Annotated in this window: 26 protein-coding genes and 1 other RNA gene; 15 read left to right on the forward strand and 12 right to left on the reverse strand. The window is 55.1% G+C overall.

All coding sequences use genetic code 11. The features are described 5' to 3' along the window. Positions 1-24: 24 nt before the first annotated feature. Positions 25-759 (reverse strand): class I SAM-dependent methyltransferase, encoded by a 735-nt coding sequence (locus ACUTSW_RS20430; protein ID WP_197929864.1) that lies wholly within the window; start codon positions 757-759, stop codon positions 25-27. A 161-nt stretch (positions 760-920) separates the two neighbouring features. On the opposite strand from ACUTSW_RS20430, the gene ACUTSW_RS20435 reads away from it, so the two are divergent. Continuing rightward, positions 921-1,373, forward strand: coding sequence for a GNAT family N-acetyltransferase (locus tag ACUTSW_RS20435; RefSeq protein WP_445585225.1), 453 nt, complete (start codon positions 921-923; stop codon positions 1,371-1,373). A gap of 79 nt (positions 1,374-1,452) precedes the next feature. On the opposite strand, the gene ACUTSW_RS20440 is transcribed toward ACUTSW_RS20435, so the two are convergent. Then, positions 1,453-2,124 carry a helix-turn-helix domain-containing protein gene (locus tag ACUTSW_RS20440; protein WP_434461210.1) on the reverse strand — a complete coding sequence of 224 codons (672 nt, stop codon included), beginning with the start codon at positions 2,122-2,124 and terminating at the stop codon, positions 1,453-1,455. A gap of 263 nt (positions 2,125-2,387) precedes the next feature. On the opposite strand from ACUTSW_RS20440, the gene ACUTSW_RS20445 reads away from it, so the two are divergent. Beyond that, positions 2,388-3,173, forward strand: coding sequence for a MipA/OmpV family protein (locus ACUTSW_RS20445; protein ID WP_445585226.1), 786 nt, complete (start codon positions 2,388-2,390; stop codon positions 3,171-3,173). Between the two features lie 193 nt (positions 3,174-3,366). Here ACUTSW_RS20445 and ACUTSW_RS20450 read toward each other — a convergent pair whose 3' ends face one another. Continuing rightward, positions 3,367-4,230 carry an aldo/keto reductase family oxidoreductase gene (locus tag ACUTSW_RS20450; RefSeq protein ID WP_445585227.1) on the reverse strand — a complete coding sequence of 288 codons (864 nt, stop codon included), beginning with the start codon at positions 4,228-4,230 and terminating at the stop codon, positions 3,367-3,369. Positions 4,231-4,344: 114 nt separating this feature from the next. Between ACUTSW_RS20450 and ACUTSW_RS20455 the strand changes: the two genes are divergently transcribed. Continuing rightward, positions 4,345-5,247: a LysR family transcriptional regulator gene (locus ACUTSW_RS20455; protein WP_445585228.1), complete on the forward strand. Its 903-nt coding sequence runs from the start codon at positions 4,345-4,347 to the stop codon at positions 5,245-5,247. 407 nt (positions 5,248-5,654) lie between these two features. Here ACUTSW_RS20455 and ssrA read toward each other — a convergent pair. Both ssrA and smpB read right to left on the reverse strand, forming a co-directional pair. After that, positions 5,655-6,035: a transfer-messenger RNA gene (gene ssrA / locus ACUTSW_RS20460) on the reverse strand. Positions 6,036-6,084: 49 nt separating this feature from the next. Further along, complete coding sequence (gene smpB, locus ACUTSW_RS20465; protein ID WP_004953643.1) at positions 6,085-6,567, reverse strand: SsrA-binding protein SmpB; 483 nt, start codon at positions 6,565-6,567, stop codon at positions 6,085-6,087. Between the two features lie 161 nt (positions 6,568-6,728). On the opposite strand from smpB, the gene ACUTSW_RS20470 reads away from it, so the two are divergent. Both ACUTSW_RS20470 and ACUTSW_RS20475 read left to right on the forward strand, forming a co-directional pair. Continuing rightward, positions 6,729-7,163: a type II toxin-antitoxin system RatA family toxin gene (locus ACUTSW_RS20470; protein WP_004953639.1), complete on the forward strand. Its 435-nt coding sequence runs from the start codon at positions 6,729-6,731 to the stop codon at positions 7,161-7,163. Then, positions 7,156-7,440 carry an RnfH family protein gene (locus tag ACUTSW_RS20475; protein WP_006327391.1) on the forward strand — a complete coding sequence of 95 codons (285 nt, stop codon included), beginning with the start codon at positions 7,156-7,158 and terminating at the stop codon, positions 7,438-7,440. The genes ACUTSW_RS20470 and ACUTSW_RS20475 overlap by 8 nt, the downstream gene beginning before the upstream one ends. 114 nt (positions 7,441-7,554) lie before the next feature. On the opposite strand, the gene bamE is transcribed toward ACUTSW_RS20475, so the two are convergent. From bamE to nadK, 3 genes are all read right to left on the reverse strand, one after another. Then, positions 7,555-7,893: an outer membrane protein assembly factor BamE gene (bamE, locus tag ACUTSW_RS20480; RefSeq protein WP_004953634.1), complete on the reverse strand. Its 339-nt coding sequence runs from the start codon at positions 7,891-7,893 to the stop codon at positions 7,555-7,557. Positions 7,894-8,131: 238 nt separating this feature from the next. Further along, complete coding sequence (recN, locus tag ACUTSW_RS20485) at positions 8,132-9,793, reverse strand: DNA repair protein RecN (RefSeq protein WP_445585229.1); 1,662 nt, start codon at positions 9,791-9,793, stop codon at positions 8,132-8,134. An 86-nt stretch (positions 9,794-9,879) separates the two neighbouring features. Beyond that, complete coding sequence (gene nadK, locus ACUTSW_RS20490; protein WP_004953629.1) at positions 9,880-10,758, reverse strand: NAD(+) kinase; 879 nt, start codon at positions 10,756-10,758, stop codon at positions 9,880-9,882. Positions 10,759-10,882: 124 nt separating this feature from the next. Here nadK and grpE point away from each other — a divergent pair, with 124 nt between their 5' ends. Continuing rightward, complete coding sequence (grpE, locus tag ACUTSW_RS20495; RefSeq protein ID WP_004953627.1) at positions 10,883-11,455, forward strand: nucleotide exchange factor GrpE; 573 nt, start codon at positions 10,883-10,885, stop codon at positions 11,453-11,455. Between the two features lie 62 nt (positions 11,456-11,517). Here grpE and ung read toward each other — a convergent pair whose 3' ends face one another. After that, the gene (ung, locus tag ACUTSW_RS20500; RefSeq protein ID WP_006318485.1) at positions 11,518-12,201 is read right to left on the reverse strand and encodes a uracil-DNA glycosylase; all 684 of its coding nucleotides are present in this window, start codon (positions 12,199-12,201) and stop codon (positions 11,518-11,520) included. A gap of 346 nt (positions 12,202-12,547) precedes the next feature. Between ung and grcA the strand changes: the two genes are divergently transcribed. From grcA to ACUTSW_RS20515, 3 genes are all read left to right on the forward strand, one after another. Continuing rightward, positions 12,548-12,931 carry an autonomous glycyl radical cofactor GrcA gene (grcA, locus tag ACUTSW_RS20505; protein ID WP_004953623.1) on the forward strand — a complete coding sequence of 128 codons (384 nt, stop codon included), beginning with the start codon at positions 12,548-12,550 and terminating at the stop codon, positions 12,929-12,931. 187 nt (positions 12,932-13,118) lie between these two features. Continuing rightward, positions 13,119-14,081: a phospholipase gene (locus tag ACUTSW_RS20510; protein ID WP_445585230.1), complete on the forward strand. Its 963-nt coding sequence runs from the start codon at positions 13,119-13,121 to the stop codon at positions 14,079-14,081. Then, the gene (locus ACUTSW_RS20515; RefSeq protein WP_445585231.1) at positions 14,074-14,829 is read left to right on the forward strand and encodes an ankyrin repeat domain-containing protein; all 756 of its coding nucleotides are present in this window, start codon (positions 14,074-14,076) and stop codon (positions 14,827-14,829) included. The genes ACUTSW_RS20510 and ACUTSW_RS20515 overlap by 8 nt, the downstream gene beginning before the upstream one ends. A gap of 60 nt (positions 14,830-14,889) precedes the next feature. On the opposite strand, the gene srmB is transcribed toward ACUTSW_RS20515, so the two are convergent. Further along, on the reverse strand, positions 14,890-16,215 hold the full coding sequence (srmB, locus tag ACUTSW_RS20520) for an ATP-dependent RNA helicase SrmB (protein ID WP_006327386.1): 1,326 nt from the start codon (positions 16,213-16,215) through the stop codon (positions 14,890-14,892). Positions 16,216-16,314: 99 nt separating this feature from the next. Between srmB and trmN the strand changes: the two genes are divergently transcribed. Next, entirely contained in the window at positions 16,315-17,097 is a 783-nt protein-coding gene (gene trmN / locus ACUTSW_RS20525) for a tRNA(1)(Val) (adenine(37)-N(6))-methyltransferase TrmN (protein WP_445585232.1), read from the forward strand. A 28-nt stretch (positions 17,098-17,125) separates the two neighbouring features. Here the strand turns inward: trmN and nadB are convergent, their stop codons facing one another. Beyond that, positions 17,126-18,727: an L-aspartate oxidase gene (nadB, locus tag ACUTSW_RS20530; protein WP_006327384.1), complete on the reverse strand. Its 1,602-nt coding sequence runs from the start codon at positions 18,725-18,727 to the stop codon at positions 17,126-17,128. Between the two features lie 214 nt (positions 18,728-18,941). On the opposite strand from nadB, the gene rpoE reads away from it, so the two are divergent. From rpoE to rseC, 4 genes are read left to right on the forward strand one after another with little or no spacing between them, the layout of a single operon-like run. Next, positions 18,942-19,517 carry an RNA polymerase sigma factor RpoE gene (gene rpoE / locus ACUTSW_RS20535; protein WP_004929136.1) on the forward strand — a complete coding sequence of 192 codons (576 nt, stop codon included), beginning with the start codon at positions 18,942-18,944 and terminating at the stop codon, positions 19,515-19,517. Positions 19,518-19,547: 30 nt separating this feature from the next. Further along, entirely contained in the window at positions 19,548-20,201 is a 654-nt protein-coding gene (gene rseA, locus ACUTSW_RS20540; RefSeq protein WP_004953606.1) for an anti-sigma-E factor RseA, read from the forward strand. Beyond that, entirely contained in the window at positions 20,201-21,157 is a 957-nt protein-coding gene (rseB, locus tag ACUTSW_RS20545) for a sigma-E factor regulatory protein RseB (protein ID WP_445585233.1), read from the forward strand. Before rseA ends, rseB begins: the two co-directional genes overlap by 1 nt. After that, a complete protein-coding gene (rseC, locus tag ACUTSW_RS20550; protein ID WP_006327382.1) occupies positions 21,157-21,633 on the forward strand; it encodes a SoxR-reducing system protein RseC in 477 nt (158 codons plus the stop codon). The genes rseB and rseC overlap by 1 nt, the downstream gene beginning before the upstream one ends. Here the strand turns inward: rseC and ACUTSW_RS20555 are convergent. After that, positions 21,630-22,469 (reverse strand): hypothetical protein, encoded by an 840-nt coding sequence (locus ACUTSW_RS20555; RefSeq protein ID WP_445585234.1) that lies wholly within the window; start codon positions 22,467-22,469, stop codon positions 21,630-21,632. The genes rseC and ACUTSW_RS20555 overlap by 4 nt on opposite strands. A gap of 541 nt (positions 22,470-23,010) precedes the next feature. On the opposite strand from ACUTSW_RS20555, the gene lepA reads away from it, so the two are divergent. Then, positions 23,011-24,810: a translation elongation factor 4 gene (lepA, locus tag ACUTSW_RS20560; protein ID WP_006318464.1), complete on the forward strand. Its 1,800-nt coding sequence runs from the start codon at positions 23,011-23,013 to the stop codon at positions 24,808-24,810. The last annotated feature ends 26 nt before the right edge of the window (positions 24,811-24,836 follow it).

The raw sequence follows: 24,836 nt of genomic DNA on the forward strand, positions 1-24,836 counted from the left end.
AGGATGTACTGCGAAAGGGAATAATCAGGCGGGTTTATGGGCGGCCAGGATAAAGATCATCGGGCGTTCTTTTTCTTCATCGAGCGCCGGGTTCTCCGCGATTTGCTGCGCCGAAGGGCCCCATTCATTCAAATAGGTGATGACGAACCCCTGTTGCACCAGCAGGTTGATATAGCTGCCGAGCATGCGGTGTTGCTTGATGACGCCTTCCGCCAGCCAGTTGGAGGTCCGCTGCCCTTCCTGCTGATAGCCGTTGACCGGCCAGGATTTTTGCCCGTGTTGATCGACCAGCCAGCCCTGATGCTGCGGCGCAGTATAAATCGGGTGCTCTGCGGTGAAGATAAACTGCCCACCCGCCGCCAGCGCCTGATAAACCGTGGCGAACAGCCGGGCCAGATCTTCGATATAGTGCAGCGTCAATGAACTGTAGGCCAGATCGCAGGATGCCGGCGGCAGTTGAAGCTGCTCCAGATCTTGCCGGCGGTATTCAATGCCGGCGTCCTGCGTCATCTCCCGCGCTTTGTTCAGCATTTTCTCGGAGAGATCCATGCCAAGTACGCTCGCGGCGCCCTGTTCGCGTGCGCTGCGGCAGAACCAACCGTAGCCGCAGCCGAGATCGACCACCTTCTTGCCGTGCAAATCCGGCAATATGCTGCGGATAGTCGGCCATTCCGGCGCGCCGTCCAGCCCGTTTACCGAGCGACTGAGCTGGGCATAACCGTCGAAGAAGGCCTGATTGTCATAAATATTTTGCGTCATAACGGCTCCTGTTCGGGAAAAACACTGCCGAATCTTTGGGCAGTGACGCCATGTTATCCGCACATCCGGCTGATTTCTATAATAAACACCGTGCTAACCCCTTTCGCTTGCCGCATAATTTTAAGCCGGTTTAAGCAGGGAAAATAACCACAGGAACGGATATGAACATGATTTCGGTGCGTCAATCACCTGAGTTTGCGCAACAAGCGATTCGCTATTTCCAGCAACACTGGGCTTCACCCGACACCCTGATGATGTATGAAGATGCCATTACCCGCTGCATTGGCGCAGCCAATCCGCTGCCGCAGTGGTATTTGCTGATGGATAACCACGATATCCTGGGTTGTGCAGGGCTGATTACCAATGATTTTATCAGCCGCGGCGAGTTGTACCCCTGGCTGTGTGCGCTGTATGTGGAAGAAGCGCACCGTGGGCGGGGTTACGGTGCGTTGCTGATTAATCATGTGGCGGAAGAGGCGCGAAAGATTGGCTTCCCGCAACTGCATCTGTGCACCGATCTTGAGGGCTACTACGAAAAACAGGGTTTTGCTTTTAACGGATTGGGCTATCACCCCTGGGGCGAGGCTTCACGGGTGTATACGCGGGCGCTGTAAAGACCGCCGCAGCCAGGCCATCGAAGTCAAATAAGGCGAGTGCATCGTTTAGGGCGTATTAAGGGCCCTGAACGGTCATTTAATAACGCTTTGGCAGCCGGTTAACCGCGTATAAAACCCCTTTTTCGATAGTAATGTAATCCCCCTTACGCAGGTCAGATAATATTTTCATGATGCCGCTGCGTGAGAGTTGCGTTCTTTGCTGGATATAGCGTGGAACCGTGGTGGATAACCGAAAAGCTTCTTTTTCATTCATTAACATGCGTAGGTGATTACAAACTATCTCATAAGTATCGTTGCCCGAAAGCAATTTATCGCGAATGCTCAGAGTTTGGATAATATAAGCTTGTATATAGACCAGGCTCTGCCAAAGGTTTTCTCGCGCCAGGGTTTCCAGCACGTCGCTTTCCTGATACATCAGAAGTTCAACCGGTGATTCAGCCAGGAAGAAGAGCAGTTCTTTAGGGTAGAAGGTTTCTGCTATGCCGGCGAGTGAGGGCTCTCTAAAATTGGCTATTTTTAACCCATCGCTGTCACGACATGCAGACATTTCACCTGACTGGAGCAAAAACCAATGACGTATTCCGTTGTGAAATAAACGGATTTTCTTTCCAGCAGGAAACGAGCATTTCTTTCCAAATGGCGTTAAAGCGTGCTGAAGTGCCAAGATATGTTCTGTGGGTTTATCATCTTGCGTGAATAAGGCCGGGGCATTTTTTTTCAGGGGAGTTAAGGTGATTTCTGCTGCCATAATTTGATAGTCCAAAGGCGAGAGCTTATTACGGTGAACCCTGAATTCAGTTTTTTCGCATACTATATTATACCTTGCTGCGATGCAATTGAGCTGCCTTATTACTAAGGCCTCGGAGAGGGGTTATTGGTAAGGTGGAGTGAATGTTTATATAAATCAATATATTGGAAAGTGTGCATTTTTGGACAGATGATCGGCTATGAGGCGATTACTGTTGGGAGTAGTATGCAGGGCGTTTGATGCTCCCACTATGGATGATAATAATGAAGCCGTTTTCAGTTTCTCTGCTTTCCTTTTTTCTGAGGAAAGTATCTCATATTAATGTTTTTTTGATTTTCGCTTCTCTTGTTTACCCTTCGGTTTCATCCGCTGCAAGCTGGTCTTTAGGCGCAGCCGCTATGCTAAACGATTATGGTTATGTTGATACCGATACCAAAACACAGGGGCTTCCTACGGTAAATTATGAGAAAGGGAATTTTTATATTCATTCGTTGGCTGCCGGTTATTATTTACTGAATACGCCAAAGGATCAGATCTCGGTTATTACTTACTATTCTCCTCTGGGTTTTGATCCGGACGACAGTCATAACAGCCAAATGAAAAGCCTGGATAAGCGTGACGGCACATTAATGGCCGGGATGGCTGTCACCCATAAAGAGAGATGGGGGGTTATTCGTGCGTCACTGGCCGGAGATACCCTCGATAACAGCAATGGAGTCGTGGGCGATGTAGCTTTCCTATACCCGATCAAGGCGGGCAAGTTGCGGATTACGCCCGGAGTGGGTGCGGTTTACAACAACGGCAACCAAAATGATTACTACTATGGCATAAGCCAGGCCGAGGCAAGGCGCAGCAATTTCTCGGCATACTCGGCTGGAGAGAGCTGGAGCCCTTATGTAGAACTGAGCGCCAACTATCAGTTTAGTGACCATTGGTATGCCACCGCATTATTGCGCGCGGTACGGCTGAGCAGTGAAATCACCGATAGCCCAATGGTGGATAAAGACATTTCAAGCCAGGTCTTGCTGGGCGGTGGCTACAGGTTTTAATCCACGTGTTCGAGAGCATATTCTGTCCGCAGGGGAGTCGTGCCTGTCTGCCGTGGTGATTTGGCTATGCTCTTGAACCCAATGACGATCGGGAAAGACCGATAAAAGGTAACTGTCGACGGTTCGGAAAGACGAACACTAAAACCCTGCTTCGGCAGGGTTTTGTTTTTTGCGGTATAACTGGCGCCGTGTGTCAGACGAGAGCGTCCAGTGCTTTAGCGATATCCTTCGTCCACGGCAAATCAGGCACCGCGAGGTTTTCGCGCAAATGACCGATGGAGGAGGTGCCCGGTATCAGCAGAATATTGGGCGAACGGTGATACAGCCACGCCAGCGCGGTTTGCAGGGGCGTGGCCCCAAGACGCACGGCGATATCCGATAACGCCGAGGATTGGAGAGGCGTAAAACCGCCGAGCGGGAAAAACGGCACATAAGCGATGCCTTCCTGGGCCAGATGGTCAATCAGCGCATCGTCGCCGCGGTTTATCAGGTTGTAGTGGTTTTGCACGCAAACAATGCTGCAAATCTTGCGCGCCTGCGCCACCTGGGTCGGTGTCACATTGCTCAGGCCTATATGTTTCACCAACCCCTGGCGTTGAAGCTCTGCGAGGATCGTCAGGGGTTCTTCTATCGAGCCTTCCGCCGGGCCATGGGTATCAAGCATGATCCTGAGATTGACCACGTCCAGCGCTTCAAGGCCCAGATTACGCAGATTGTCATGTACCGCACTGGTCAGTTCTGCGGCGGAAAAGGCCGGTAGCCATGAGGCGTCCGCACCCCGGCGCGCGCCGATTTTGGTGACAAGGGTCAGATCGTCCGGATAGGGCGCCAGCGCTTCGCGAATCAATTGGTTAGTGATATGCGGGCCGTAAAAGTCGCTGGTGTCGATATGGTTGACTCCCAGCGCAACGGCTTCCCGCAGTACCGCCAGGGCGGCATCAGGATCCTTCGGTGGCCCGAACACGCCGGGGCCGGCCAACTGCATGGCACCGTAGCCGAGCCGCTTGACGTTTCGATCGCCAAGGGGAAATGTGTGATGCTTGTCGTTAATGGACATAACCTGTCTCCTGTTGGGATAGCCAGCGGGGTAGCCGCATTTATTTATAATAGGCGCAGCTCACCCCCGTGATAAGTAGTGGGGCAGTGGACGGGGTGTACGGGGAAACGAACAATGAAAACCGATTTAGAAGACCTGCATGCTTTTCTCGCTGTCGCGCGCTCAGGGGGATTTCGGGAAGGTGCGCGAACGTTGGGCCGGAGCGCGTCCGGGCTCAGCGATGCCATTCGGCGCCTGGAGAAACAGCTTGGCGTCCGGCTGTTTAACCGCACTACGCGTAGCGTAACGCCAACCGCCGCCGGTTACGGCTTGCTGGAAAGGTTGGGGCCAGCGCTGGCCGAGGTGCAGGGCGCGCTCGATGTGGTGAATGGTTTTCGCGATAAACCCGCTGGAACGCTTAAGCTGAATGTCCCGGTCAGTGCGGCGCGTCTGGTGCTGCCGGCGTTGATTCCTGCCTTTCTCGCCGCCTACCCGGATATCAAGGTTGAAGTGCAGACGGAAGAAAGCTTTGTCGATGTATTGGCCGCCGGCTGTGATGCCGGTATCCGCTATGAAGAGCGGCTGGAAAAAGACATGATTGCCGTGCCTATTGGCCCCCGGGTACAGCGCTTTGCCGCAGGCGCATCTGCGGATTACCTTGAACGGCGTGGGCGGCCTGCGCATCCGCATGATTTGTTTACGCACGCTTGTATCAAGGGGCGTTTCCCCAGCGGCAAAAGTTACCCTTGGGAGTTTGCAAAGGACGGGGAGAATGTCTCACTTCACCCTGAGGGGCCGCTGACGGTACAGGCCGGTGGCGCCACGGATCTGGCCATCGCGGCGGCGGTGGCCGGCGTGGGGATTGTCTATCTGTTTGAGGATTGGTTGAAACCTTACCTGGCCAAGGGGAGCCTGGAGCCGGTGCTCGAACCCTGGTGGCCGCAGTTTTCCGGCCCGTTTCTCTATTATTCCGACCGGCGGTTTATCCCCTCGCCGCTGCGCGCCTTTATCGATTTTATTAAGCAGGGGGCGGGTTGAGAAGCCGGTTATTCCTGATTATGAATGGATCACATACGGGGGGCCGGGTAAACAAATCGATGTTACCAACTGAGGGTTGTGTCTAATACTGGGGGCAGGTCAGCGCCCCAAAGGACGTCTTGCGGTTCTATTCATTCAAGAGCTAAGTACCAACGCTACGGTTAAGCTGACGGAATGGTTTGGTGGAGAAAACATTGTGGTGCTTTTCGCTAATCCAAAGTTGCATTAGGTTGTCTTCCCTCTGACAGTGACCTTTCCCCGAAAACCATAATAGTTTTCCCTGGGCCAAAAGGATTGGATTTAATTAGGTGAGTTCAGACTCGAGAGGGCACAAAAAAGCCCGCAACTGAGTTGCGGGCTTTCTCGCTATTATCACCGGATCTATCTGGTATCACCGGTGACCTATTTGGTGGAGCTGGGGGGATTTGAACCCCCGTCCGGAATTACTACACCGTCGGCACTACATGCTTAGTCCAATCATTACATTCGCCGGTCAGCTGCGGATGGACACGCCACTAACAAACTAGCCTGATTGGGTTTAACGCTTCAGCCCCAGGCAGGACATCCACGCGATCTCTTTTGGGTTTGACCTCTCTTGATCCCCGTCCTAAGAGCGGAGGCTAGGGAGAGAGGGAATCTTCAGTTTCTTAGGCTGATTAAGCTGCTAAAGCAGCAGATTCGAATTGCGAGTCGTTTGCAATTATTTTTTTTGCGGCTTTTAACGAGGCCAACCGCCCCTCGGCATGCTCCTAAGGCCTCACAATCCCGTCGAATCCAGAATCAGCCCCAAGTAACTTTGTTCAGTATACCAGAAGTTTAACCCGTTAAGCCAGAGGCTTATCGGTTGGCATGCTTCATGATACGGGATTTCGCCGTCTGCCATTCACGATCTTTGATGTCATCGCGTTTATCGTGTTCTTTCTTGCCTTTGGCTACGCCGATCTTGATCTTGGCCCAGGCATTTTTCCAATACATGGACAAGGCAACCACGGTGTAGCCGTCGCGGTTTACGCGGCCGAGCAGTGAGTCCAGCTCACGTTTTTTCAGCAGCAATTTACGGGTACGTGTCGGATCGCATACCACATGCGACGAAGCTACGTTGAGCGGTGAGACAGTGGCCCCAAACAGATAGGCTTCACCATCGCGGAAGGTCACGTAGCTGTCGCTAATGTTGGCTTTGCCGGCACGCAGCGATTTTACTTCCCACCCTTGCAGCGACAGGCCTGCCTCGAACTCTTCTTCAATGAAGTATTCGAAACGCGCTCGCTTGTTCTGCGCAATGGTGGCGGAACCGGGTTTGTGTGCTTTTTTCTTTGTCATAGTTTGTTCATTATACTGGATGATTCGACGAAAGAAATCCTTTACCGCTCAGCACCTGCGCAATTTTTCGCATTTTTGGCCCTCGCGTTGCATAGCAGATTTTTTGTTTGGCGATAGATAAATGGTATTATCTGTATGTTTTGTGTCTCACAGGAAATGATATGCCCCAGATCAGTCGGTCTGCGTTAGTGCCGTTCAGCGCCGAGCAGATGTATCAGTTGGTTAACGATGTTCACTCTTACCCCGATTTTCTGCCAGGTTGCACCGGCAGCCGGGTGATTGACGCGTCCAACAATCAAATGACCGCCGCGGTTGACGTTGCCAAAGCCGGTATCAGCAAAACCTTCACTACGCGCAATACGTTGCAGGATAACCAGAGCATCAATATGCAACTGGTTGATGGTCCGTTCCGCAAGCTGATGGGGGGATGGCAGTTTACGCCGCTGAGCCCGGAAGCCTGTAAGGTTGAGCTGCACCTGGATTTTGAATTTACCAACAAACTGATCGAGCTGGCGTTCGGCAAGGTGTTCAAAGAGCTGGCCGGTAATATGGTGCAAGCCTTCACCCAGCGGGCGAAAGAGGTTTACAGTGTCTGATATTCGGGTGGAGGTGGTTTACGCCTTGCCGGAGCGTCAGTATCTGCGCAAGGTTACGCTGGCGGAAGGGAGCAGCGTTGAGCAGGCCATTACGGCCTCCGGCTTGCTGGAACTGCGTGGTGACATTGACTTGCAAAGCAATAAAGTGGGCATCTACAGCCGCCCGGCCAAGCTGGGTGATGTGCTAAACGATGGCGACCGGGTAGAAATTTATCGCCCCCTGATTGCCGACCCTAAAGAACTGCGTCGGCAACGGGCAGAGAAAGCAAAAAAATAAGGCGCTGAATGCGCCTTATTTTTTATCAGAATGTTATCTTCCGAGTTGCAGCCTGTTACTGTCATGAAGAACTTGAGTCGCCCCTCACGGGCCGGACGATAGCTCCTGCGCTGATTACTTGGTCAGCGCCGGTTTGTTCTGAATATCGGTCAACACGCCCGCGCTATCAAAGGTCAGCGTCAGGGTTTGCTGGGTGATATCTTCATGGCCAGGTTGCTGGCGGAATACATAGAACCACGTCTGAGTACCGAACGGATCCTGTAACATTGGGGTTCCCAATGTATAAGCGACCTGTTGCTGGGTCATACCTTTTTGGATTTTAGCCACGTCGGTCGACGTCAGGTAGTTCCCTTGGTTGATGTCAGGCCGATAAACCACCTTCTCAAAAGTAGAACAGCCTGCAGTCAGCATCACAAGAACCACAGCGGCAGCAGCCAGCGTTTTACAGCGCATAGTAATCACATTCCTTTAGGGCATAGGATGCCGATGATAATAGACCTTGCAGCAGTTGGAAACCTTTATACCCTTCATCTTTCAAGTTGCTGCTGAGATTACTTCGCTCTCGCGCCTCAGCCGCTTAGCTGACTAAGCGGTTGAGGGATGGGGCGGTTGTCGCCTTGCCGCACCTTGAAATCTGCCGGGTAAACAGCGCCAAAGTCAGACCTCGGAAAAGTGAAAAAGTTGAGCTTTTTTATGCGGCCAGCAGTTCTTTTGCGTTTGCCAACGTGTTGCGGGTGACTTCACTGCCGCCAAGAAGGCGCGCCAACTCCTGCAAACGGGCACGTTTATCCAGCGGCGACATCTGCGTTTCGGTTTCCGTGCCGTCGGTCTGCTTGCTGACAAACAGATGCTGATGCCCACAGCCCGCGACCTGCGGCAAGTGGGTGACGCACATCACTTGTGTAGACTCCCCGAGCTGGCGAAGCAGGCGGCCCACGATGGCGGCGGTCGGGCCGCTGATACCCACGTCCACTTCGTCGAAAATCAGCGCCGGGGTTTCCATCTTGCGGGCGGTGATAACCTGAATCGCCAGCGCAATGCGTGACAATTCGCCGCCGGACGCCACTTTAGCCAGCGCCTGTAGCGGTTGCCCCGGGTTGGTGGACACGCAGAACTCGGTGCGGCTTGCCCCTTCGGCGCTCAAATATTGGGGCTCGAAGCGCACATCGATGTTGAATTTGCCGTGTGGCATAGAGAGCGCCTGCATGCTGTCGGTAATCAGCGTGGTCAGTTCGGCGGCGTAATGCTGGCGTTTCTGGTGCAATTGTTCCGCCAGAACCAACGCCTGCTGATGGTGCAGGGCGACCGCTTCGTTAAGGTGCTCGTGGTCGCTTTCCTGTTGCGACAGCAATTGTTGCTCATCGAGCAACTGCTGGTGTAGCTGCGGCAGCTCTTCTGGCGCTACGTGATGTTTGCGCGCCAGGTTGATTTGTCGCGACAGGCGCTGTTCCAGTTCATGCAGGCGGTTGGGATCGAGATCCATGCGGTCGGTATAGTGGCGTAGTTCATCGCTGGCCTCGCTGATCTGGATTGAGGCTTCTTCCAGCATGTTCAGCAGTTCGCCGAGTTTTTCATCCATGCCGACCAGTTCGACCAGCAGGTGTTTGGCGGTGTAGAGCTGGCTGAGCATGTTGTGTTCTTCGTCATCGGCCAGCAATTGCAGCGTTTGCTGGCTAAGGGTCAGCAACTGGCCGCTGTTGGCCAGGCGCTTGTATTCCGCATCTGTTTGTTCAAATTCACCGGCCTGCGGGGCGAACTCATTCAGCTCTTTCAACTGATATTGCAGCAGCTGTTTGCGCGCGTCACGCTCGAGGGACTGTTGTTGGTGATGAGCCAGTTCGCGGCAGCTTTGGTGCCAGCGCTGGTAAGCTTGTTGCATTTGCGCCAGCAGAGCGGGTTCGTCTGCATAGGCGTCCAGCAGCTGTTTTTGATGCTCGGGTTTGAGCAACAGCTGATGAGCATGCTGGCCGTGGATTTGAATCAGGCATTGGCCAAGTTCGCGCAGTTGCGAAAGCGGCACGGCGGTGCCATTGATAAAGCCGCGCGAGCGGCCGTCTGCGTTGATCACCCGGCGCAGCAAGCACTCATTGCTGTCGTCCAGTTGGTTCTGCTCAAGCCATTGGCGGGCTGAGGGAGTATCCGCCAGAGAGAAGCGCGCGCAGATATCGGCACGGGCGGCCCCCAGGCGCACCACATTGCCGTCGGCGCGGTTGCCGAGGCACAGGCCCAGCGCGTCGATGGCGATGGATTTGCCGGCGCCGGTTTCACCGGTAATCGCCGTCATACCCGGTTGAAAATCAATCTCCAACTCACGAACGATAGCAAAATTGCTGATGGTCAATTGCGCCAGCATGGGAACCTTCCTGTGTATAAACACATAACTGTAGTTTCATACAGTATAAACTGGTTTTATATACAGTAAAGTAGCTGGCGACGTTTTTAGAACAATTTTTTTGACCAGCCGAGCTTTGTGCTTAACGTATTGAAATAGCTGTAGTCCTTTGGATGAATAAGATTCAAATGGAAATCACTGCGGCGTATCAATACCTCTTCGCCTTCCTGGATAGGCAGCGCGATCTGGCTGTCGCAGCTGATTTCCAGATCGCTGCCGATCTGCGAAAACTTCAGCCGAATGGTGCTGTTGCCATTGATCACCAGCGGGCGGGCGGAAAGGGTGTGCGGGAACATCGGCACCAGCGCAATGGCCTCCAGCGAAGGCGTCAGGATCGGCCCGCCGGCGGAGAGCGAGTAGGCGGTCGACCCGGTCGGCGTGGCGATAATCAGCCCGTCGGAACGCTGCGAGAAGGCGAAACGATCGTCGATGTACACTTCGAACTCGATCATGTGCGCCACTTTGCCGGGGTGCAGCACCACTTCGTTGATGGCGGTGCTGATGCGGCACTGCTGGTTCTCTTTGTGCACGATGGTTTCCAGCAGGAAGCGCTGTTCATCGATGTATTCGCCTTCCAGCACGTCGGCCAATTGCTGCAACGCGTTGTCGGGGTCGAGATCGGTCAAAAATCCGAGATTACCGCGGTTTACGCCGATCACTTTAATATCGTAACGCGCCAATACGCGCGCCGCGCCGAGCATATTGCCGTCACCGCCGACCACCACGGCCAGGTCGGCTTTCTGGCCAATGTCTGCCAGGCTGCCGGTCACGACGTCTTTCAGGCCCAAATCCTGGGCTATCTGCCGTTCGAGCATCACCGAGTAGCCTCGGGCGACCAACCAGTGAAACAACATCTCATGCGTTGCCAGCGCTGAAGGGTGGCGCGGGTGACCCACAATGCCAATACAGGCGAATTTCTTATTCATTGCTGTGATTTTCCTCACCGGGACGAGTTTATGCCCCACATTGTGACCGGTTGACTTGAAACCCCGGTTTTGATCCCCATAATAAGCCAAGTTGCGAGATTAATGCTAAAACGCGGAGATATTCATGAGTAGTAAAGAACAGAAGACGCCAAACGAGCAAGTCTCGGAAGAAATGGACCAGCAGGAAGTTTTGCCGGAAGTGGCTGAGGGCGTCGATCTGCGGGATGCGCGCATTGCCGAGCTGGAAACCCAGCTGGCTGAATCCCAGCAGCATGAACGCGACAGCCTGCTACGCGCCAAAGCGGAAATGGAAAACGTTCGCCGCCGTACCGAGCTGGATATCGAGAAAGCGCACAAATTTGCGCTGGAGAAATTCGCGGGCGACTTGCTGCCGGTGATTGATAACCTGGAGCGCGCGCTGGATCTGGCGGATAAAAGCAATCCGGAACTGACGGCAATGATCGAAGGCATCGAACTGACGCTGAAATCCTTGCAAGACGCAGTGAGCAAGTACGGTATCGAAATCGTCGGCGACATCAACGTGCCGTTCAACCCGGACGTGCATCAGGCGATGAGCCTGATGGAGTCTGCCGATCACCAGCCGAACCACGTAATGATGGTGATGCAGAAAGGCTATACGCTGAATGGCCGCCTGCTGCGCCCGGCGATGGTTGCGGTTTCCAAAGCCAAGGCTTAAGCGGAATTAAGTAAGGAAAAGGCACCTGCGGGTGCCTTTTTTGCGTCTGGACTTTGTCTGAGTCATGCCTGCGGCAGTTGCGGCAGCCAATCGATAGGTTTCAGCCCCTGCTGTTCCAGCAGTTGGTTGGCCTGCGAGAAATGGCGGCAGCCGAGGAAGCCGCGGTGGGCCGAGAGCGGCGAAGGGTGCGGCGCTTTCAGCACGTGGTGGCGCTTGCTGTCGATAATGTTGCCTTTCTTCTGGGCATGCGAGCCCCACAGCAGAAACACCACGCCTTCGCGGTTGTCGTTCAGCGCGGCGATCACTCTATCCGTAAAGGTTTCCCAACCCAGTTTGGCGTGGGAATGCGCCTGGCCGCGTTCAACGGTCAATACTGTGTTCAGCAGCAGTACGCCCTGTTCCGCCCAGCTTTGCAGGCAGCCGTGGCTTGGCCGCTCAAACCCCGGGATATCCGTCGCCAATTCTTTATACATGTTTACCAGCGAAGGTGGAGCCGGCACGCCGGGAAGCACCGAGAAAGACAGACCGTGGGCTTGATTCGGGCCGTGATAAGGATCCTGGCCGAGGATCACCACTTTCACGTCTGCCAGTTCGGTATAGCGGAAGGCGTTGAACACGTCTTTCTGTGGTGGATAAATGGTCTTACCGGCCTGACGTTCAGCGGCAACAAAGGCAAGCGTTTCATGAAAATAGGGTTGCTCTTTTTCCTTGCCGATGACGTCATGCCAGGTGAGAGGGGTGGACATAAACGCTCTCCTTTGTTTTCGTTAACAATTCACTAGCCCTAGCTTACCGTTTACCTTCACGCAGTGAAACCCGCTTTTGCCGTTGGACTACCTATCTTGGCACAAGGATTTTTTAAAATTTACAAAAATAATTGTTTTCGGCGGTATGGGGAAAATTGACATAAAACAGAAACTTGCCCCTTCACTATGTATGGGTAACCCATAAGAATTGATTTTAATCAAAGAATTGCTCCGACCAGGCTGGTATACAGAACAATAAGACAACAATGGTTTTACCAAATGGCCGAAACCAACATTGAATTTTCTCACGAAAGAGAATTTTTCGTCCTTGTACGGAGGCAACAAAATGATTACTGGTATTCAAATCACTAAAGCGAACGACCAGGCGCTGGTGAACTCTTTCTGGCTGCTGGATGATGAAACGTCAGAAGCCCGCTGCGTTTGCGCTAAAGCCAACTATGTAGAAGATCAGGTTGTGCCGGTCAACGATCTGGGCCAAATCGAGTACCGTGAAGTGCCGCTGGAAATGCAGCCAACCGTGCGCGTAGAGGGTGGCCAACACCTGAACGTGAACGTACTGCGCCGCGAGACGCTGGAAGATGCGGTCAAGCACCCGGAAAAATACCCGCAACTGACCATTCGTGTGTCCGGTTATGCGGTGCGCTTCAACTCGCTGACGCCAGAACAGCAACGTGACGTGATCGCACGTACTTTTACCGCCAGTCTGTAATGATCTGCGCAGTCACTGAGGGAGCTTCGGCTCCCTTTTTTATTGCTCGCCGGCCAGTAAAGTGAATCCGGATCACATTCCTCGCAAAGATAATCGTCTGCATTACAGAACTGCTCCGACCTGCCGATAGCTACTTTGGCACCCGAATTGGGTGCGGCATTGATAAGCCTATCGACAAGGAGTCGGCATGAGTATGTCTTTGAGTTTTACCTCTGCGGTTAACCCTGCGACCATTCAATCCCCTGTAGCACGTGCGGCACTGCAACCGGTGAGTTCATCGGAGCCCGTCGAATCACCGGCGGCCGGGGCCGCTGCGGCCACGCTTTCACCGAATAACCTGAATACCCGGAACCTGCTGAACGCGCTGGTGAGCGATATGTCGGCTGCCGCGCCGGCCGCCACGCCCCAAGGGGTAACGCGCGGCCAGCAGCCACAACAGGGAGATTATACGCTCGCGTTACTGGCTAAAGACGTTTACAGCCTGAACGGCCAGGGTGTGGAAGGATTCAACCGCCTGAGCGACAGCGCGTTGCTCGGCGCGGGTATTGATCCCGCCAGCCTGCATGATGTGGCGTCGGGTTTTCAGGCCGGTATTTATAGTGACAACCAACAGTATGTCCTGGCCTTTGCCGGCACCAATGACATGCGCGATTGGCTGAGCAATGTGCGGCAGGCGACCGGTTACGATGATGTGCAGTACAATCAGGCTGTCGCGGTAGCTAAAGGTGCCAGGGCGGCGTTTGGCGATGCGCTGGTGATTGCCGGTCATTCTCTCGGCGGCGGGCTGGCGGCAACGGCGGCGCTGGCGACCGGTACTGTGGCGGTCACTTTCAACGCGGCGGGCGTCTCCGACTATACATTAAACCGTATGGGCATCGATCCGACGGCGGCTAAGCAGGATGCGCAAGCCGGCGGTATTCGTCGCTACAGCGAACAATACGACATGCTGACCGGGACGCAGGAATCCACTTCGCTGATCCCGGATGCCATCGGGCATAAAATTACCCTGGCCAATAACGACACTCTGAGCGGCATTGACGACTGGCGACCGAGTAAACATGTGGATCGCAGCTTGACCGCACACGGCATTGATAAGGTCATCAGTTCGATGGTGGAGCAAAAACCGTGGGAGCTGAAGGCCAATGCCTGAAAGGCGTTGGGTTAGGCAGACGTTGATTATCGTCGTGCTGGCACTGATAGTGGTCGCCGGCTTGCTGATTATGGCTAAGGAACAACAGATGAATCAGTCTATTTCCCCGTTCACCGGGCGCGGCAATCAGGCGTTGGCGCAGGCGGTGATGCGCGGTGATACGCACGGCATAGCCGAACAGGCAACACGGCCGCGTTTGAGTGAGCAGGGCGATCGCCAGGTCACGCTGCTTCAATGGGCGATTCTCTCGCAGCAACCGCAAAGCCTAAGTTCGCTGCTGGAGCTGGGGGCTGATGTCGCCGTGCCGGGGCTGGAGGGGAACAGTGTGCTGCATACCGCCGCAACGGTGCGGGATCCGCAGTATTTGCGGCTGCTGCTGACGCATGGCGTGCCGGTTAACCTGCGCAATGCGGTGACCGACGCGACGCCGCTGTCCGCTGCGGTACTTGCGGGGCGTGAGGAGCAATTACGGTTGTTGCTGGCAGCCGGGGCGGATACCACATTGAGCGATAGGCTGGGGGACTCGCCTTTGCACGTGGCGGCGAAAATCAATGCGCCGCAGTTGGCGTTGATGTTGCTGCAGGCGGGAGCGGACGGCAAAGCCCGTAACCGGCAAGGCATGACCTTCCAGTTCTATTTCTCACTGACGCCTGCGCACCTGCAGAGTGAAGAGATGCGCGATCGTTATCGGCAACTGGATGTCTGGTTAAAAGCCCATCACCAGGCGACGCATTACGCACAGCCGTAATGGAGGCATAAAAAAACGCCTTCAGGTGAGTGAAGGCGTTTTTTATTCACGGCGGCAGCATTACTTTGCGCCGTTGCTCTCAGGCTTGGCCTTTGGCTGGCGGCGTTTGCCAACGTTTTTCGCATCGCGATGACGGACCTTCACCTTGGCTTTTTCTTTGTTCTTTTCTTTGTCTTCCGCACGTTTGGCCAGCACCTTCTTCGAAGGTTTGCCGTTGCTCTTTTCGCTTGGCACTTTGGTTGACGGCCGCAGCTCATCGATCACTCGCGCTTTCAGCGGTTCGTTCAGATAACGGCCCACTTTGCCCAACAGCAGGTGGTCGTGCGCCTCAACCAGCGAAATCGCGGTACCTTTGCGCCCTGCGCGGCCGGTGCGGCCGATGCGGTGCAGATAGGTGTCCGCAGTACGCGGCATGTCGAAGTTGAATACGTGGGTGATATCCAGGATATCCAGACCACGGGCAGCGACGTCGGTGGCGACCAGCACGTTGACGCGGCCGTCCATCATGCGTTTTACCGCTTCGTTGCGCTTGGCCTGCACCATTTCGCCTTCGAGATAGCAGGTGTTGATGCCTGCCTCGCGCAGCCAGGCCGCCAGCTCGTGCACGCGCTCGCGTTTACGGACGAAGATCACGGACTTCAGCACGTCCGGCTGTTGCAGCAAATGCACCAGAATGGCGGTTTTGTGCTGCACGTCGTCGGCACGGTAGTACCACTGCAGGATCTTTTTGCGTTCGCGGCGTGAAGGATCAGCTTCAATTTCCACCGGCTCTTTCAGAATGCGCTCGGCGAATTCGCGGATGGCATCGCCTTCCAGCGTCGCGGAGAACAGCAGGGTCTGGTTGCGCCAGCGGGTTTCGGCGGAAATGGTTTCGATATCCTGCGCGAAGCCCATGTCCAGCATGCGGTCGGCTTCATCGAGGATCAGCGTTTCTACCGCGCGGCAGTCGAAGTTTTCTTCTTTGATGTATTGCAGCAGACGGCCGGTGGTGGCGACCACCACGTCTTGGTTTTCGCTGAAGACTTCCGCGTGGTTCATATAGGCGACGCCGCCGGTGATGGTGGCGATATCCAGCGAAGTATGGGCAGCCAGTTCACGTGCCTGGTCGGCTACCTGCATCGCCAGTTCGCGCGTCGGGGTGAGGATCAGTACGCGCGGTGGGCCGGACTTCTTGCGTGGAAAGTCCAGCAGATGCTGCAATACCGGCAGCAAAAATGCGGCGGTCTTGCCGGTGCCGGTTGGCGCCGAACCCAATACGTCGCGCCCATCCATCGCAGGTGGGATAGCCTCGGCTTGAATGGCGGTCGGGCGTTCGTAGCCTTTATCGCTCAGGGCTTTTATCAGGCGTTCATCGAGATCGAGTTCGGAAAAATTGGTTGCTGTCATGGTCTACCTCTACTTGGGGCGCCGATTATAGACGGGTTGGCCGCGTTCTTCACCTATTTAAGCGGAAAGCAGCTCTTTTCCCACAAATCAGATTGCCTTATGCTACGCCAGTTTTGTATCCAGGTGGTTATTGTGAGCAATCAATCGAAAGCAAATTTTACCCCGCGTCGCGGCGGTTTTACCTTCAAACAATTTTTTGTCGCTCACGATCGTTGCGCAATGAAAGTGGGCACCGACGGCGTGCTGCTCGGCACCTGGGCACCGCTGGCGCAGGCGCAGCTGGTGCTGGATATCGGCAGCGGCAGCGGGCTTATTGCGCTGATGCTGGCGCAAAGATCGGCCGATAACGTACTGATTGATGCGGTGGAGTTGGACGAAGCCGCCGCCGAACAAGCGCGTGACAACGTGCTGGCATCCCCGTGGCCGCAGCGCATCCGGGTGCATGCGCAGGATATTCACCATTTTGCCCGGCATCATGCGGGTGAGTATGACCTGATCGTCAGCAACCCGCCGTATTTCGAGCCGGCGGTCGCCTGCCGCGATCAGGCGCGCCACAATGCGCGCTATACCGAGACCCTGACTCACGATGCCTTGCTGGCAAGCGCTGAGCGGCTGATCGCTGAGCGGGGCGCTTTTTGCGTGGTGCTGCCGCATGATATTGGTGAGGCATTTGAAAGTAATGCGCACCGGCGTGGCTGGCATACTGCACAGCGATTGAACGTCAGCGACCGTGCCGATACGCCGCTGCACCGGGTGTTGTTGGTGCTGACGCGTCAGCCGGTCGAAGAAAAAACGGAGCAAAGCCTGGCGATTAAACAGGCCGACGGCAGTTACACCGATGATTTCCGCCGCCTGATTACCGATTTTTATCTTTTTTACTGACACCGCCAGGGCGCCCCGGCGGTGTCAATCATGGCTGCAGTATGGTCGGCAGCGCTTCCGGCAACATATCCGGATAGTCCAGCGTATAGTGCAGCCCGCGGCTTTCTTTGCGTTCCATGGCGCTGCGAACGATCAGTTCCGCTACCTGCACCAGGTTACGCAGCTCCAGCAGATTGTTGGAAATACGGAAGTTGGCGTAGTACTCATCGATTTCAGCTTGCAGCGTATTGATGCGGCGCAGCGCGCGTTCCAACCGTTTAGTGGTGCGCACGATCCCGACATAGTCCCACATGAATAGCCGCAGCTCATGCCAGTTGTGCTGAATCACCACCCGCTCGTCCGCATCGTCTACACGGCTTTCATCCCATTGCGGCAACTGTTTCGCCAGCTTGATAAATGGCAGGCGCAGTTTGATGTCCTCCGCCGCCGACCAGCCGTAGACCAGGCATTCCAGCAGCGAGTTGGACGCCATGCGGTTGGCGCCGTGCAGGCCGGTGTAACTGACTTCGCCAATGGCGTAAAGCCCGTCCAGATCGGTACGGCCGTGCTGATCGACCATGACGCCGCCGCAGGTGTAATGTGCGGCGGGTACGATAGGGATCGGCTGTTTTGTCAGATCGAAGCCCAGCGTCAGCAGTTTCTCATGGATCATCGGGAAGTGCTGGGTAATGAATTCAGCCGGTTTATGGCTGATATCCAGATACATGCAGTCTGCACCCAGGCGTTTCATTTCGTGGTCGATGGCGCGCGCTACAATGTCGCGCGGGGCCAGTTCGCCCCGCGGGTCAAAATCGGGCATAAAGCGGCTGCCGTCCGGCCGTTTCAGATAGGCACCTTCACCGCGCAGCGCTTCGGTCAGCAGGAAATTGCGCGCCTGCGGGTGGAACAGACAGGTCGGGTGGAACTGGTTAAATTCGAGGTTGGCGACCCGACAGCCTGCGCGCCAGGCCATGGCGATGCCATCCCCGGACGAGATGTCCGGGTTGGTGGTGTACTGATACACCTTGGCTGCCCCGCCGGTGGCCAGCACTACCGTTTTGGCGCGGTAGGTTTCCACCTGCTCCAGTTCGCGGTTCCAGACATAGGCGCCGACCACGCGGCGGGTGCCCGGCAGGCCGATTTTGTTCGAGGTGATCAGATCGACCGCGTTACGGCGTTCCATCACGCAAATATTAGGGTGGGCGCTTGCTTTCCCTACCAGGGTGGTCTCTACTTCTTTACCTGTAGCGTCGGCGGCATGCAGAATACGGCGGTGGCTGTGTCCTCCCTCACGCGTCAGGTGGTAATGTTCCTCGCCTTGAGCATTGACTTCGGTGTCGAACAGTACGCCCTGATCGATAAGCCATTGCACGCAGTGGCGCGCATTGCCGGCGATGAACTCAACGGCATCCTTGTCACACAGGCCGGCTCCGGCAATCAAAGTGTCATCAACGTGTGAGGCAATGCTGTCCGTCTCATCGAAAACCGCGGCGATCCCGCCTTGGGCATAAAATGTGGCGCCTTCGTTGAGCGGCCCCTTGCTGAGTACGGTAACCTTGCAATGCTGCGCGAGGCGCAGCGCCAGTGACAAACCCGCAGCACCGCTGCCGACGATCAAGACATCGCTAACATGTTCAGATGATGGTTGCATAACGTATGATGTGTGCAGAAGAAGAGTGAAATTCATGTTAGCCTAATTGTCCGGGCAAAAGCCACGGATTGGATGACATCAACAGAAAAAACAATGGCGATACGGAACTTCGTGTTCCGTATGAACTCCAAGCGAGTGCTTGCTCAGGAAAAGAATGTATGGCTGGCAGTACAATTTTACGCGTGGAGACGGATTTGGGGAGAATTTACCTCGGATGAGCGAGCAGTTAACGGATCAAGTTCTGGTTGAGCGGGTCCAAAAAGGCGATCAGAAATCGTTTAACTTACTGGTAGTGCGTTACCAGCATAAGGTTGCGAGCCTGGTTTCCCGATATGTACCGCAGGGCGATGTGCCCGATGTGGTGCAGGAGTCGTTCATTAAAGCCTATCGCGCACTGGAATCGTTCCGTGGGGATAGCGCTTTCTATACCTGGTTATATCGAATTGCCGTGAACACGGCAAAGAATTATCTGGTTGCTCAGGGGCGTCGTCCGCCGTCCAGCGATGTGGATGCCAACGACGCTGAAAATTACGAAAGTGCGGGAGCACTGAAAGAAATTTCGAACCCTGAGAACTTAATGTTGTCAGAAGAGCTGAGACAGATAGTTTTCCGTACCATTGAGTCTCTCCCCGAGGATCTTCGCATGGCGATTACCCTCCGGGAGCTGGATGGTCTAAGCTACGAAGAGATAGCTGCCATCATGGATTGCCCGGTAGGAACCGTACGTTCGCGTATTTTCCGCGCCAGGGAGGCTATCGATAATAAAGTTCAACCGCTGATTCAACGTTAGCAATGGCGGACACAGGAAGGGTACTTAGGCATGCAGAAAGAAAAGCTTTCCGCTCTGATGGATGGAGAATCGCTCGACACTGAGCTGCTGAGCTCATTGTCAAATGACAGAGCGCTTCAACAAACCTGGCAGAGCTATCACCTGATACGCGACACACTACGGGGTGATATCGGACAAGTAATGCATCTCGATATCGCAGATCGTGTTGCTGCTGCACTTGAGAAAGAACCTGCACGTCTGGTTCCTTCCGCAGTGCCGGAGTCTCAGCCGCAACCGCACACCTGGCAGAAAATGCCGTTCTGGGACAAAGTGCGCCCCTGGGCCAGCCAGATCACTCAGATTGGCATGGCCGCCTGTGTTTCGCTGGCGGTGATTGTAGGCGTACAGCAATACAATCAACCGGCAGCGCAGCCTGGCGCAGCTGAATCACCGGCGTTCAACACCCTGCCGATCATGGGACAGGCGTCACCGGTTAGCCTCGGCGTACCGGCAGACAGTTTCTCCACCGGCAGCGGGCAACAGCAGCAGGTGCAGGAACAGCGCAAACGTATTAACGCCATGCTGCAGGATTATGAATTGCAACGTCGTTTGCATTCCGATCAGCTGCAGCTTGAGCAAAGCAACCCACAACAGGCTGCCGTTCAGGTTCCCGGAACCCAGTCTTTAGGAATGCAACAGCAGTAATGAAGCAACTTTGGTTCTCCGTCTGTCTATTGACGGGCAGCCTGCTCTACTCAAGCATCGCCCCGGCGCAGCCCACTGCTTCCGGGGCGTTGTTACAACAGATGAGCAGTGCCAGCCGTTCACTCAATTACGAACTCGCCTATATCAGCATCAGCAAGCAGGGGATTGAGTCGCTGCGTTACCGCCATGCGGTAATCGACAAGCAGCCACTGGGTCAACTTTTGCATATGGATGGGCCGCGCCGCGAAGTATTGCAGCGCGGTGAGGGCATCAGCTATTTTGAGCCAGGTCTGGAGCCCTTTACGCTGTCTGGCGATCATATCGTCGATGCGTTGCCGGCTATCGTCTACGCCGATTTTGACCGCTTGGCGAAATATTACGATTTCATCTCTGTCGGCAGCACCCGAATCTCCGATCGTCCCTGCGAGGTGATCCGTGTGGTTGCGCGTGATGGTTCGCGCTACAGCTATATCGTCTGGATGGATGTGGATACCAAGCTGCCGCTGCGGGTGGATTTACTCGATCGTGATGGCGAAACGCTGGAGCAATATCGGGTGATTTCGTTTGTGGTGGGGCCGGAAGTGCAAGGCGTGATGCAGGGGCTGATCAAGGCTAATCTACCGCCTTTGCTGTCGCTTCCTGCGGTAGACAACGTCAAACTGGGCTGGAGCACCGGCTGGTTGCCGGCCGGCGTGGATGAAGTGGCGCGTAATCGCCGTAAATTGCCGAACGTGACCGAACCTGTCGAGACGCGGCTATACAGCGATGGTCTGTTCAGTTTCTCGGTCAACGTCAGCTCGGCGGGCAGCGGTGCCGGTCAACAGTATTATCGCCAAGGGCGGCGTACTATTCAGACTGAAGTGCGTAACGGCAACGAGATCACCATCGTTGGCGAACTGCCGCCCGCGACGGCCAAGCGTATCGCTGACAGTATTTCCTTCAAGGTGTCACCATAATGATGAAAGAGTGGGCCACGGTGGTTTCGTGGCAACAGGGCGTGGCGCTGCTGCGCTGCGAACCCAAAGCCGGCTGCGGCAGTTGCAATGCCCGTTCGGGCTGTGGCGCGCGCGCGTTGAACGAACTGGTGCCGGAAACCGAACATCAGTTGCAGGTGCGTATCGAGCAGCCGCTTGAGCCGGGCCAGCGGGTTGAAGTGGGTATCGCCGAGGGCAGCCTGCTGCGTTCGGCTATGCTGGTCTATCTGACGCCTTTGCTGGGCATGATGCTAGGGGGGAGCCTGCTGCAATACTGGCTGGGCACCGATGCCTCCGCGGCGCTCGGCGCGCTGCTCGGCGGCGGCGCGGCCTTTATGTTGGCGCGTAGCCTGGCGCACCGCCTCGGCGAGCAGGCGAATTACCAACCCATAGTGCTGCAAATCGGTTTGCCGCCTGGGGCCATGCGCCTGCAGACGGACACTGAACCCCTGCGCTAAAACTGCTGCCGCGTCATCGCCGTATTATGATAGGCGGGGATGCGGTTGTAGATCATATGCTCCAGCAGCGCCATAAACAGATCGGCGCTTAGCAGCGAAAAATACCCGACCGTAAACAGCGCTTTGCCTTGATTATCCAGCAGGCGGATGATGCCGCGCTGCGTGTTATTCTCCAGCGTGCGGATCTGCTCAATCGGAATACTCCCCTGCGGCGTGATCAGCGCCGTAGCGCTCAGCCGCAGCGTTTGGGGCGTTTGCTTCTTGCGTTTGCCTGGCAGTAAATGGTTCAGCCAGAGGGCACTGCAGCTCAGATAGCTAAACGATAGCACTTCCCCCTGATACAGCGCATTCAGCGCCTGTGGTCCACGCAGTTGGATTTGTTGGCTGATAATGACATCGGCCAGCCGCCAGGAATGGGACAGATTGCTGAACACCGTGCACCAGGGTTGTTCGGCAGAAGTACGAAATGCCATCACGTTGCACAGCCCGCCAAACAAGCGCCCACCGCGAAAACGATAAATATCGCCAATTTTTTCAAAGGGGATAAACCGTTCTTTGTGGTTATGGTCATTAATCACCCGAACGCCGTGCTCATACAGACGATAAGTCAGCGTTGGCCGCAGATAGTGGCGCAGCGCCAACAGACTGCCGCCGAGTAAAATAGTGGCTGCGCCGGTTTGCAGCAAGGTCAGTACCGCATTTTCATCCATGTTGCTCAGCAGCGGCAGCAACAGCAGCACCGCACCGACAGTTAACAGCAGCGCTGCCGCTGCCAGAATGCCCCAATTGACCTTGGAAAAATCGTGCCGGCTCAGCATTTGCCCTTTATCGATCATTACGCACCTTCCAATCAACGTACAGAGATATGCTGGTGAACTCCGGTGGGCATGCCGATGTAGTGCCCTGAATAATATTTTGTCGCGGAGTTCTGTCCCATTTCTATAGGAGGCTCCGAAGGGCGTATATGGGTATTTTCCGAAAGCCGGAGGGGAGGGGTGCAATTCTAAGATGTTGATCCCAATATTATTTATTCCGGATTTAGGAAGGGGTTTATTGCGTTATCGGCGGTTATGTATTAGCGCCGAAGATGAAGGTATGCGCAGCACATGATTTCCGTTGATTCGGGGGTGCAGGCAGTGGTTTTTCATTCGTCGGCTTTTGTTAACATCTTCTTTCACAACCTGGAGCGCCGTGTAACACTAAAGTGCGCATAATAGAATGCCTTCACTGCACCGATCGCTAGGTTTTCAGTGTTGTGGCATGTAGAATGCAGCGATTCAGGCGGAAGACGGCCGAACCCATTCACTGTCGCTTTAGGTCCATACGGGTTTCTATAGGCGAGTAATTCAGAAATACCAAGGCAGAAAAACTTTTATAATGAAGCATATACGAAATTTCTCCATTATTGCCCATATTGACCACGGTAAGTCGACGCTGTCCGACCGTATTATCCAAATTTGCGGTGGCTTGAGCGAACGCGAAATGGCTGCGCAGGTGCTTGATTCTATGGATCTTGAGCGCGAACGTGGCATTACCATCAAAGCGCAGAGCGTAACGCTGGACTACAAGGCGACAGACGGTCAAACCTATCAACTCAACTTTATCGACACCCCAGGGCACGTTGACTTCTCCTACGAAGTTTCTCGTTCGCTGGCTGCCTGCGAAGGCGCGCTGCTGGTGGTGGATGCCGGGCAGGGCGTAGAAGCTCAGACGCTGGCCAACTGTTACACCGCGCTGGATATGGATCTGGAAGTGGTGCCGGTACTGAACAAAATTGACCTGCCGGCCGCCGATCCCGATCGCGCCGCGCAGGAAATTGAAGACATCGTTGGCATCGACGCCACCGATGCGGTGCGCTGCTCGGCCAAAACCGGCGTCGGCGTGCCGGAAGTTCTCGAACGCCTGGTACGCGACATCCCACCGCCGGAAGGCGATCCTGAAGCGCCGTTGCAGGCCTTGATCATCGACTCCTGGTTCGACAACTATCTGGGCGTAGTTTCCCTGGTGCGTGTCAAGAACGGTACGATGCGCAAGGGCGACAAGATCAAGGTGATGAGCACCGGCCAGACTTATAACGCCGATCGCCTCGGGATCTTTACCCCGAAACGCGTCGATCGCGACGTGCTGAACTGCGGTGAAGTAGGCTGGCTGGTTTGCGCCATTAAAGACATCTTGGGCGCGCCGGTGGGCGATACCCTGACGCTGGCTCGTCAACCGGCAGACAAAGCGCTGCCAGGCTTCAAAAAAGTGAAGCCGCAGGTTTACGCAGGCCTGTTCCCGATCAGCTCGGACGATTATGAAGCCTTCCGCGATGCGTTGGGCAAACTGAGCCTGAACGATGCTTCCCTGTTCTATGAGCCAGAGAGCTCCACCGCGCTGGGCTTCGGCTTCCGTTGTGGTTTCCTCGGTCTGCTGCACATGGAGATCATCCAGGAGCGTCTGGAGCGTGAATACGATCTGGAGCTGATTACCACCGCCCCAACGGTAGTTTATGAAGTTGAAACCACCGGCAAAGAAACCATTTACGTCGACAGCCCATCCAAGCTGCCGCCGCTGAACAATATCATGGAGCTGCGCGAGCCGATCGCCGAGTGTCACATGCTGATGCCGCAGGAATTCCTGGGCAACGTAATCACGCTGTGTATCGAAAAACGCGGTGTACAGACCAACATGGTCTACCACGGCAACCAGGTCGCGCTGACCTACGAAATCCCGATGGCGGAAGTGGTGCTCGACTTCTTCGACCGTTTGAAATCCACCTCTCGCGGTTACGCGTCGTTGGATTACAACTTCAAACGCTTCCAGACGTCTGACATGGTGCGTGTCGACGTGCTGATCAACAACGAGCGCGTGGATGCGCTGGCGTTGATCACCCACCGCGACAACTCGCAGTACCGTGGTCGTGAGCTGGTGGAGAAGATGAAAGAGCTTATTCCGCGTCAGCAATTCGACATCGCGATCCAAGCCGCTATCGGCACTCATATTATCGCGCGTGCCACGGTGAAGCAGTTGCGTAAAAACGTTCTGGCTAAATGCTATGGCGGTGACGTCAGCCGTAAGAAGAAGCTGTTGCAGAAACAGAAGGACGGCAAGAAACGCATGAAGCAGGTCGGTAACGTTGAGTTGCCGCAAGAAGCGTTCCTGGCCATTCTGCACGTGGGCAAAGACAGCAAGTAACCGCGATAAGGTCGCGTAATTAGGGA

This window comes from Serratia sp. TSA_198.1 (genome assembly GCF_052686505.1).

Bases quoted from the DNA above. Each gene is read 5' to 3' on its own strand.
- ACUTSW_RS20430 (WP_197929864.1), bottom strand. From the start codon at position 759: ATGACGCAAAATATTTATGACAATCAGGCCTTCTTCGACGGTTATGCC.
- ACUTSW_RS20435 (WP_445585225.1), top strand. From the start codon at position 921: ATGAACATGATTTCGGTGCGTCAATCACCTGAGTTTGCGCAACAAGCG.
- ACUTSW_RS20440 (WP_434461210.1), bottom strand. From the start codon at position 2,124: ATGGCAGCAGAAATCACCTTAACTCCCCTGAAAAAAAATGCCCCGGCC.
- ACUTSW_RS20445 (WP_445585226.1), top strand. From the start codon at position 2,388: ATGAAGCCGTTTTCAGTTTCTCTGCTTTCCTTTTTTCTGAGGAAAGTA.
- ACUTSW_RS20450 (WP_445585227.1), bottom strand. From the start codon at position 4,230: ATGTCCATTAACGACAAGCATCACACATTTCCCCTTGGCGATCGAAAC.
- ACUTSW_RS20455 (WP_445585228.1), top strand. From the start codon at position 4,345: ATGAAAACCGATTTAGAAGACCTGCATGCTTTTCTCGCTGTCGCGCGC.
- smpB (WP_004953643.1), bottom strand. From the start codon at position 6,567: ATGACAAAGAAAAAAGCACACAAACCCGGTTCCGCCACCATTGCGCAG.
- ACUTSW_RS20470 (WP_004953639.1), top strand. From the start codon at position 6,729: ATGCCCCAGATCAGTCGGTCTGCGTTAGTGCCGTTCAGCGCCGAGCAG.
- bamE (WP_004953634.1), bottom strand. From the start codon at position 7,893: ATGCGCTGTAAAACGCTGGCTGCTGCCGCTGTGGTTCTTGTGATGCTG.
- recN (WP_445585229.1), bottom strand. From the start codon at position 9,793: ATGCTGGCGCAATTGACCATCAGCAATTTTGCTATCGTTCGTGAGTTG.
- nadK (WP_004953629.1), bottom strand. From the start codon at position 10,758: ATGAATAAGAAATTCGCCTGTATTGGCATTGTGGGTCACCCGCGCCAC.
- grpE (WP_004953627.1), top strand. From the start codon at position 10,883: ATGAGTAGTAAAGAACAGAAGACGCCAAACGAGCAAGTCTCGGAAGAA.
- ung (WP_006318485.1), bottom strand. From the start codon at position 12,201: ATGTCCACCCCTCTCACCTGGCATGACGTCATCGGCAAGGAAAAAGAG.
- grcA (WP_004953623.1), top strand. From the start codon at position 12,548: ATGATTACTGGTATTCAAATCACTAAAGCGAACGACCAGGCGCTGGTG.
- ACUTSW_RS20510 (WP_445585230.1), top strand. From the start codon at position 13,119: ATGAGTATGTCTTTGAGTTTTACCTCTGCGGTTAACCCTGCGACCATT.
- ACUTSW_RS20515 (WP_445585231.1), top strand. From the start codon at position 14,074: ATGCCTGAAAGGCGTTGGGTTAGGCAGACGTTGATTATCGTCGTGCTG.
- srmB (WP_006327386.1), bottom strand. From the start codon at position 16,215: ATGACAGCAACCAATTTTTCCGAACTCGATCTCGATGAACGCCTGATA.
- trmN (WP_445585232.1), top strand. From the start codon at position 16,315: ATGCTACGCCAGTTTTGTATCCAGGTGGTTATTGTGAGCAATCAATCG.
- nadB (WP_006327384.1), bottom strand. From the start codon at position 18,727: ATGCAACCATCATCTGAACATGTTAGCGATGTCTTGATCGTCGGCAGC.
- rpoE (WP_004929136.1), top strand. From the start codon at position 18,942: ATGAGCGAGCAGTTAACGGATCAAGTTCTGGTTGAGCGGGTCCAAAAA.
- rseA (WP_004953606.1), top strand. From the start codon at position 19,548: ATGCAGAAAGAAAAGCTTTCCGCTCTGATGGATGGAGAATCGCTCGAC.
- rseB (WP_445585233.1), top strand. From the start codon at position 20,201: ATGAAGCAACTTTGGTTCTCCGTCTGTCTATTGACGGGCAGCCTGCTC.
- rseC (WP_006327382.1), top strand. From the start codon at position 21,157: ATGATGAAAGAGTGGGCCACGGTGGTTTCGTGGCAACAGGGCGTGGCG.
- ACUTSW_RS20555 (WP_445585234.1), bottom strand. From the start codon at position 22,469: ATGATCGATAAAGGGCAAATGCTGAGCCGGCACGATTTTTCCAAGGTC.
- lepA (WP_006318464.1), top strand. From the start codon at position 23,011: ATGAAGCATATACGAAATTTCTCCATTATTGCCCATATTGACCACGGT.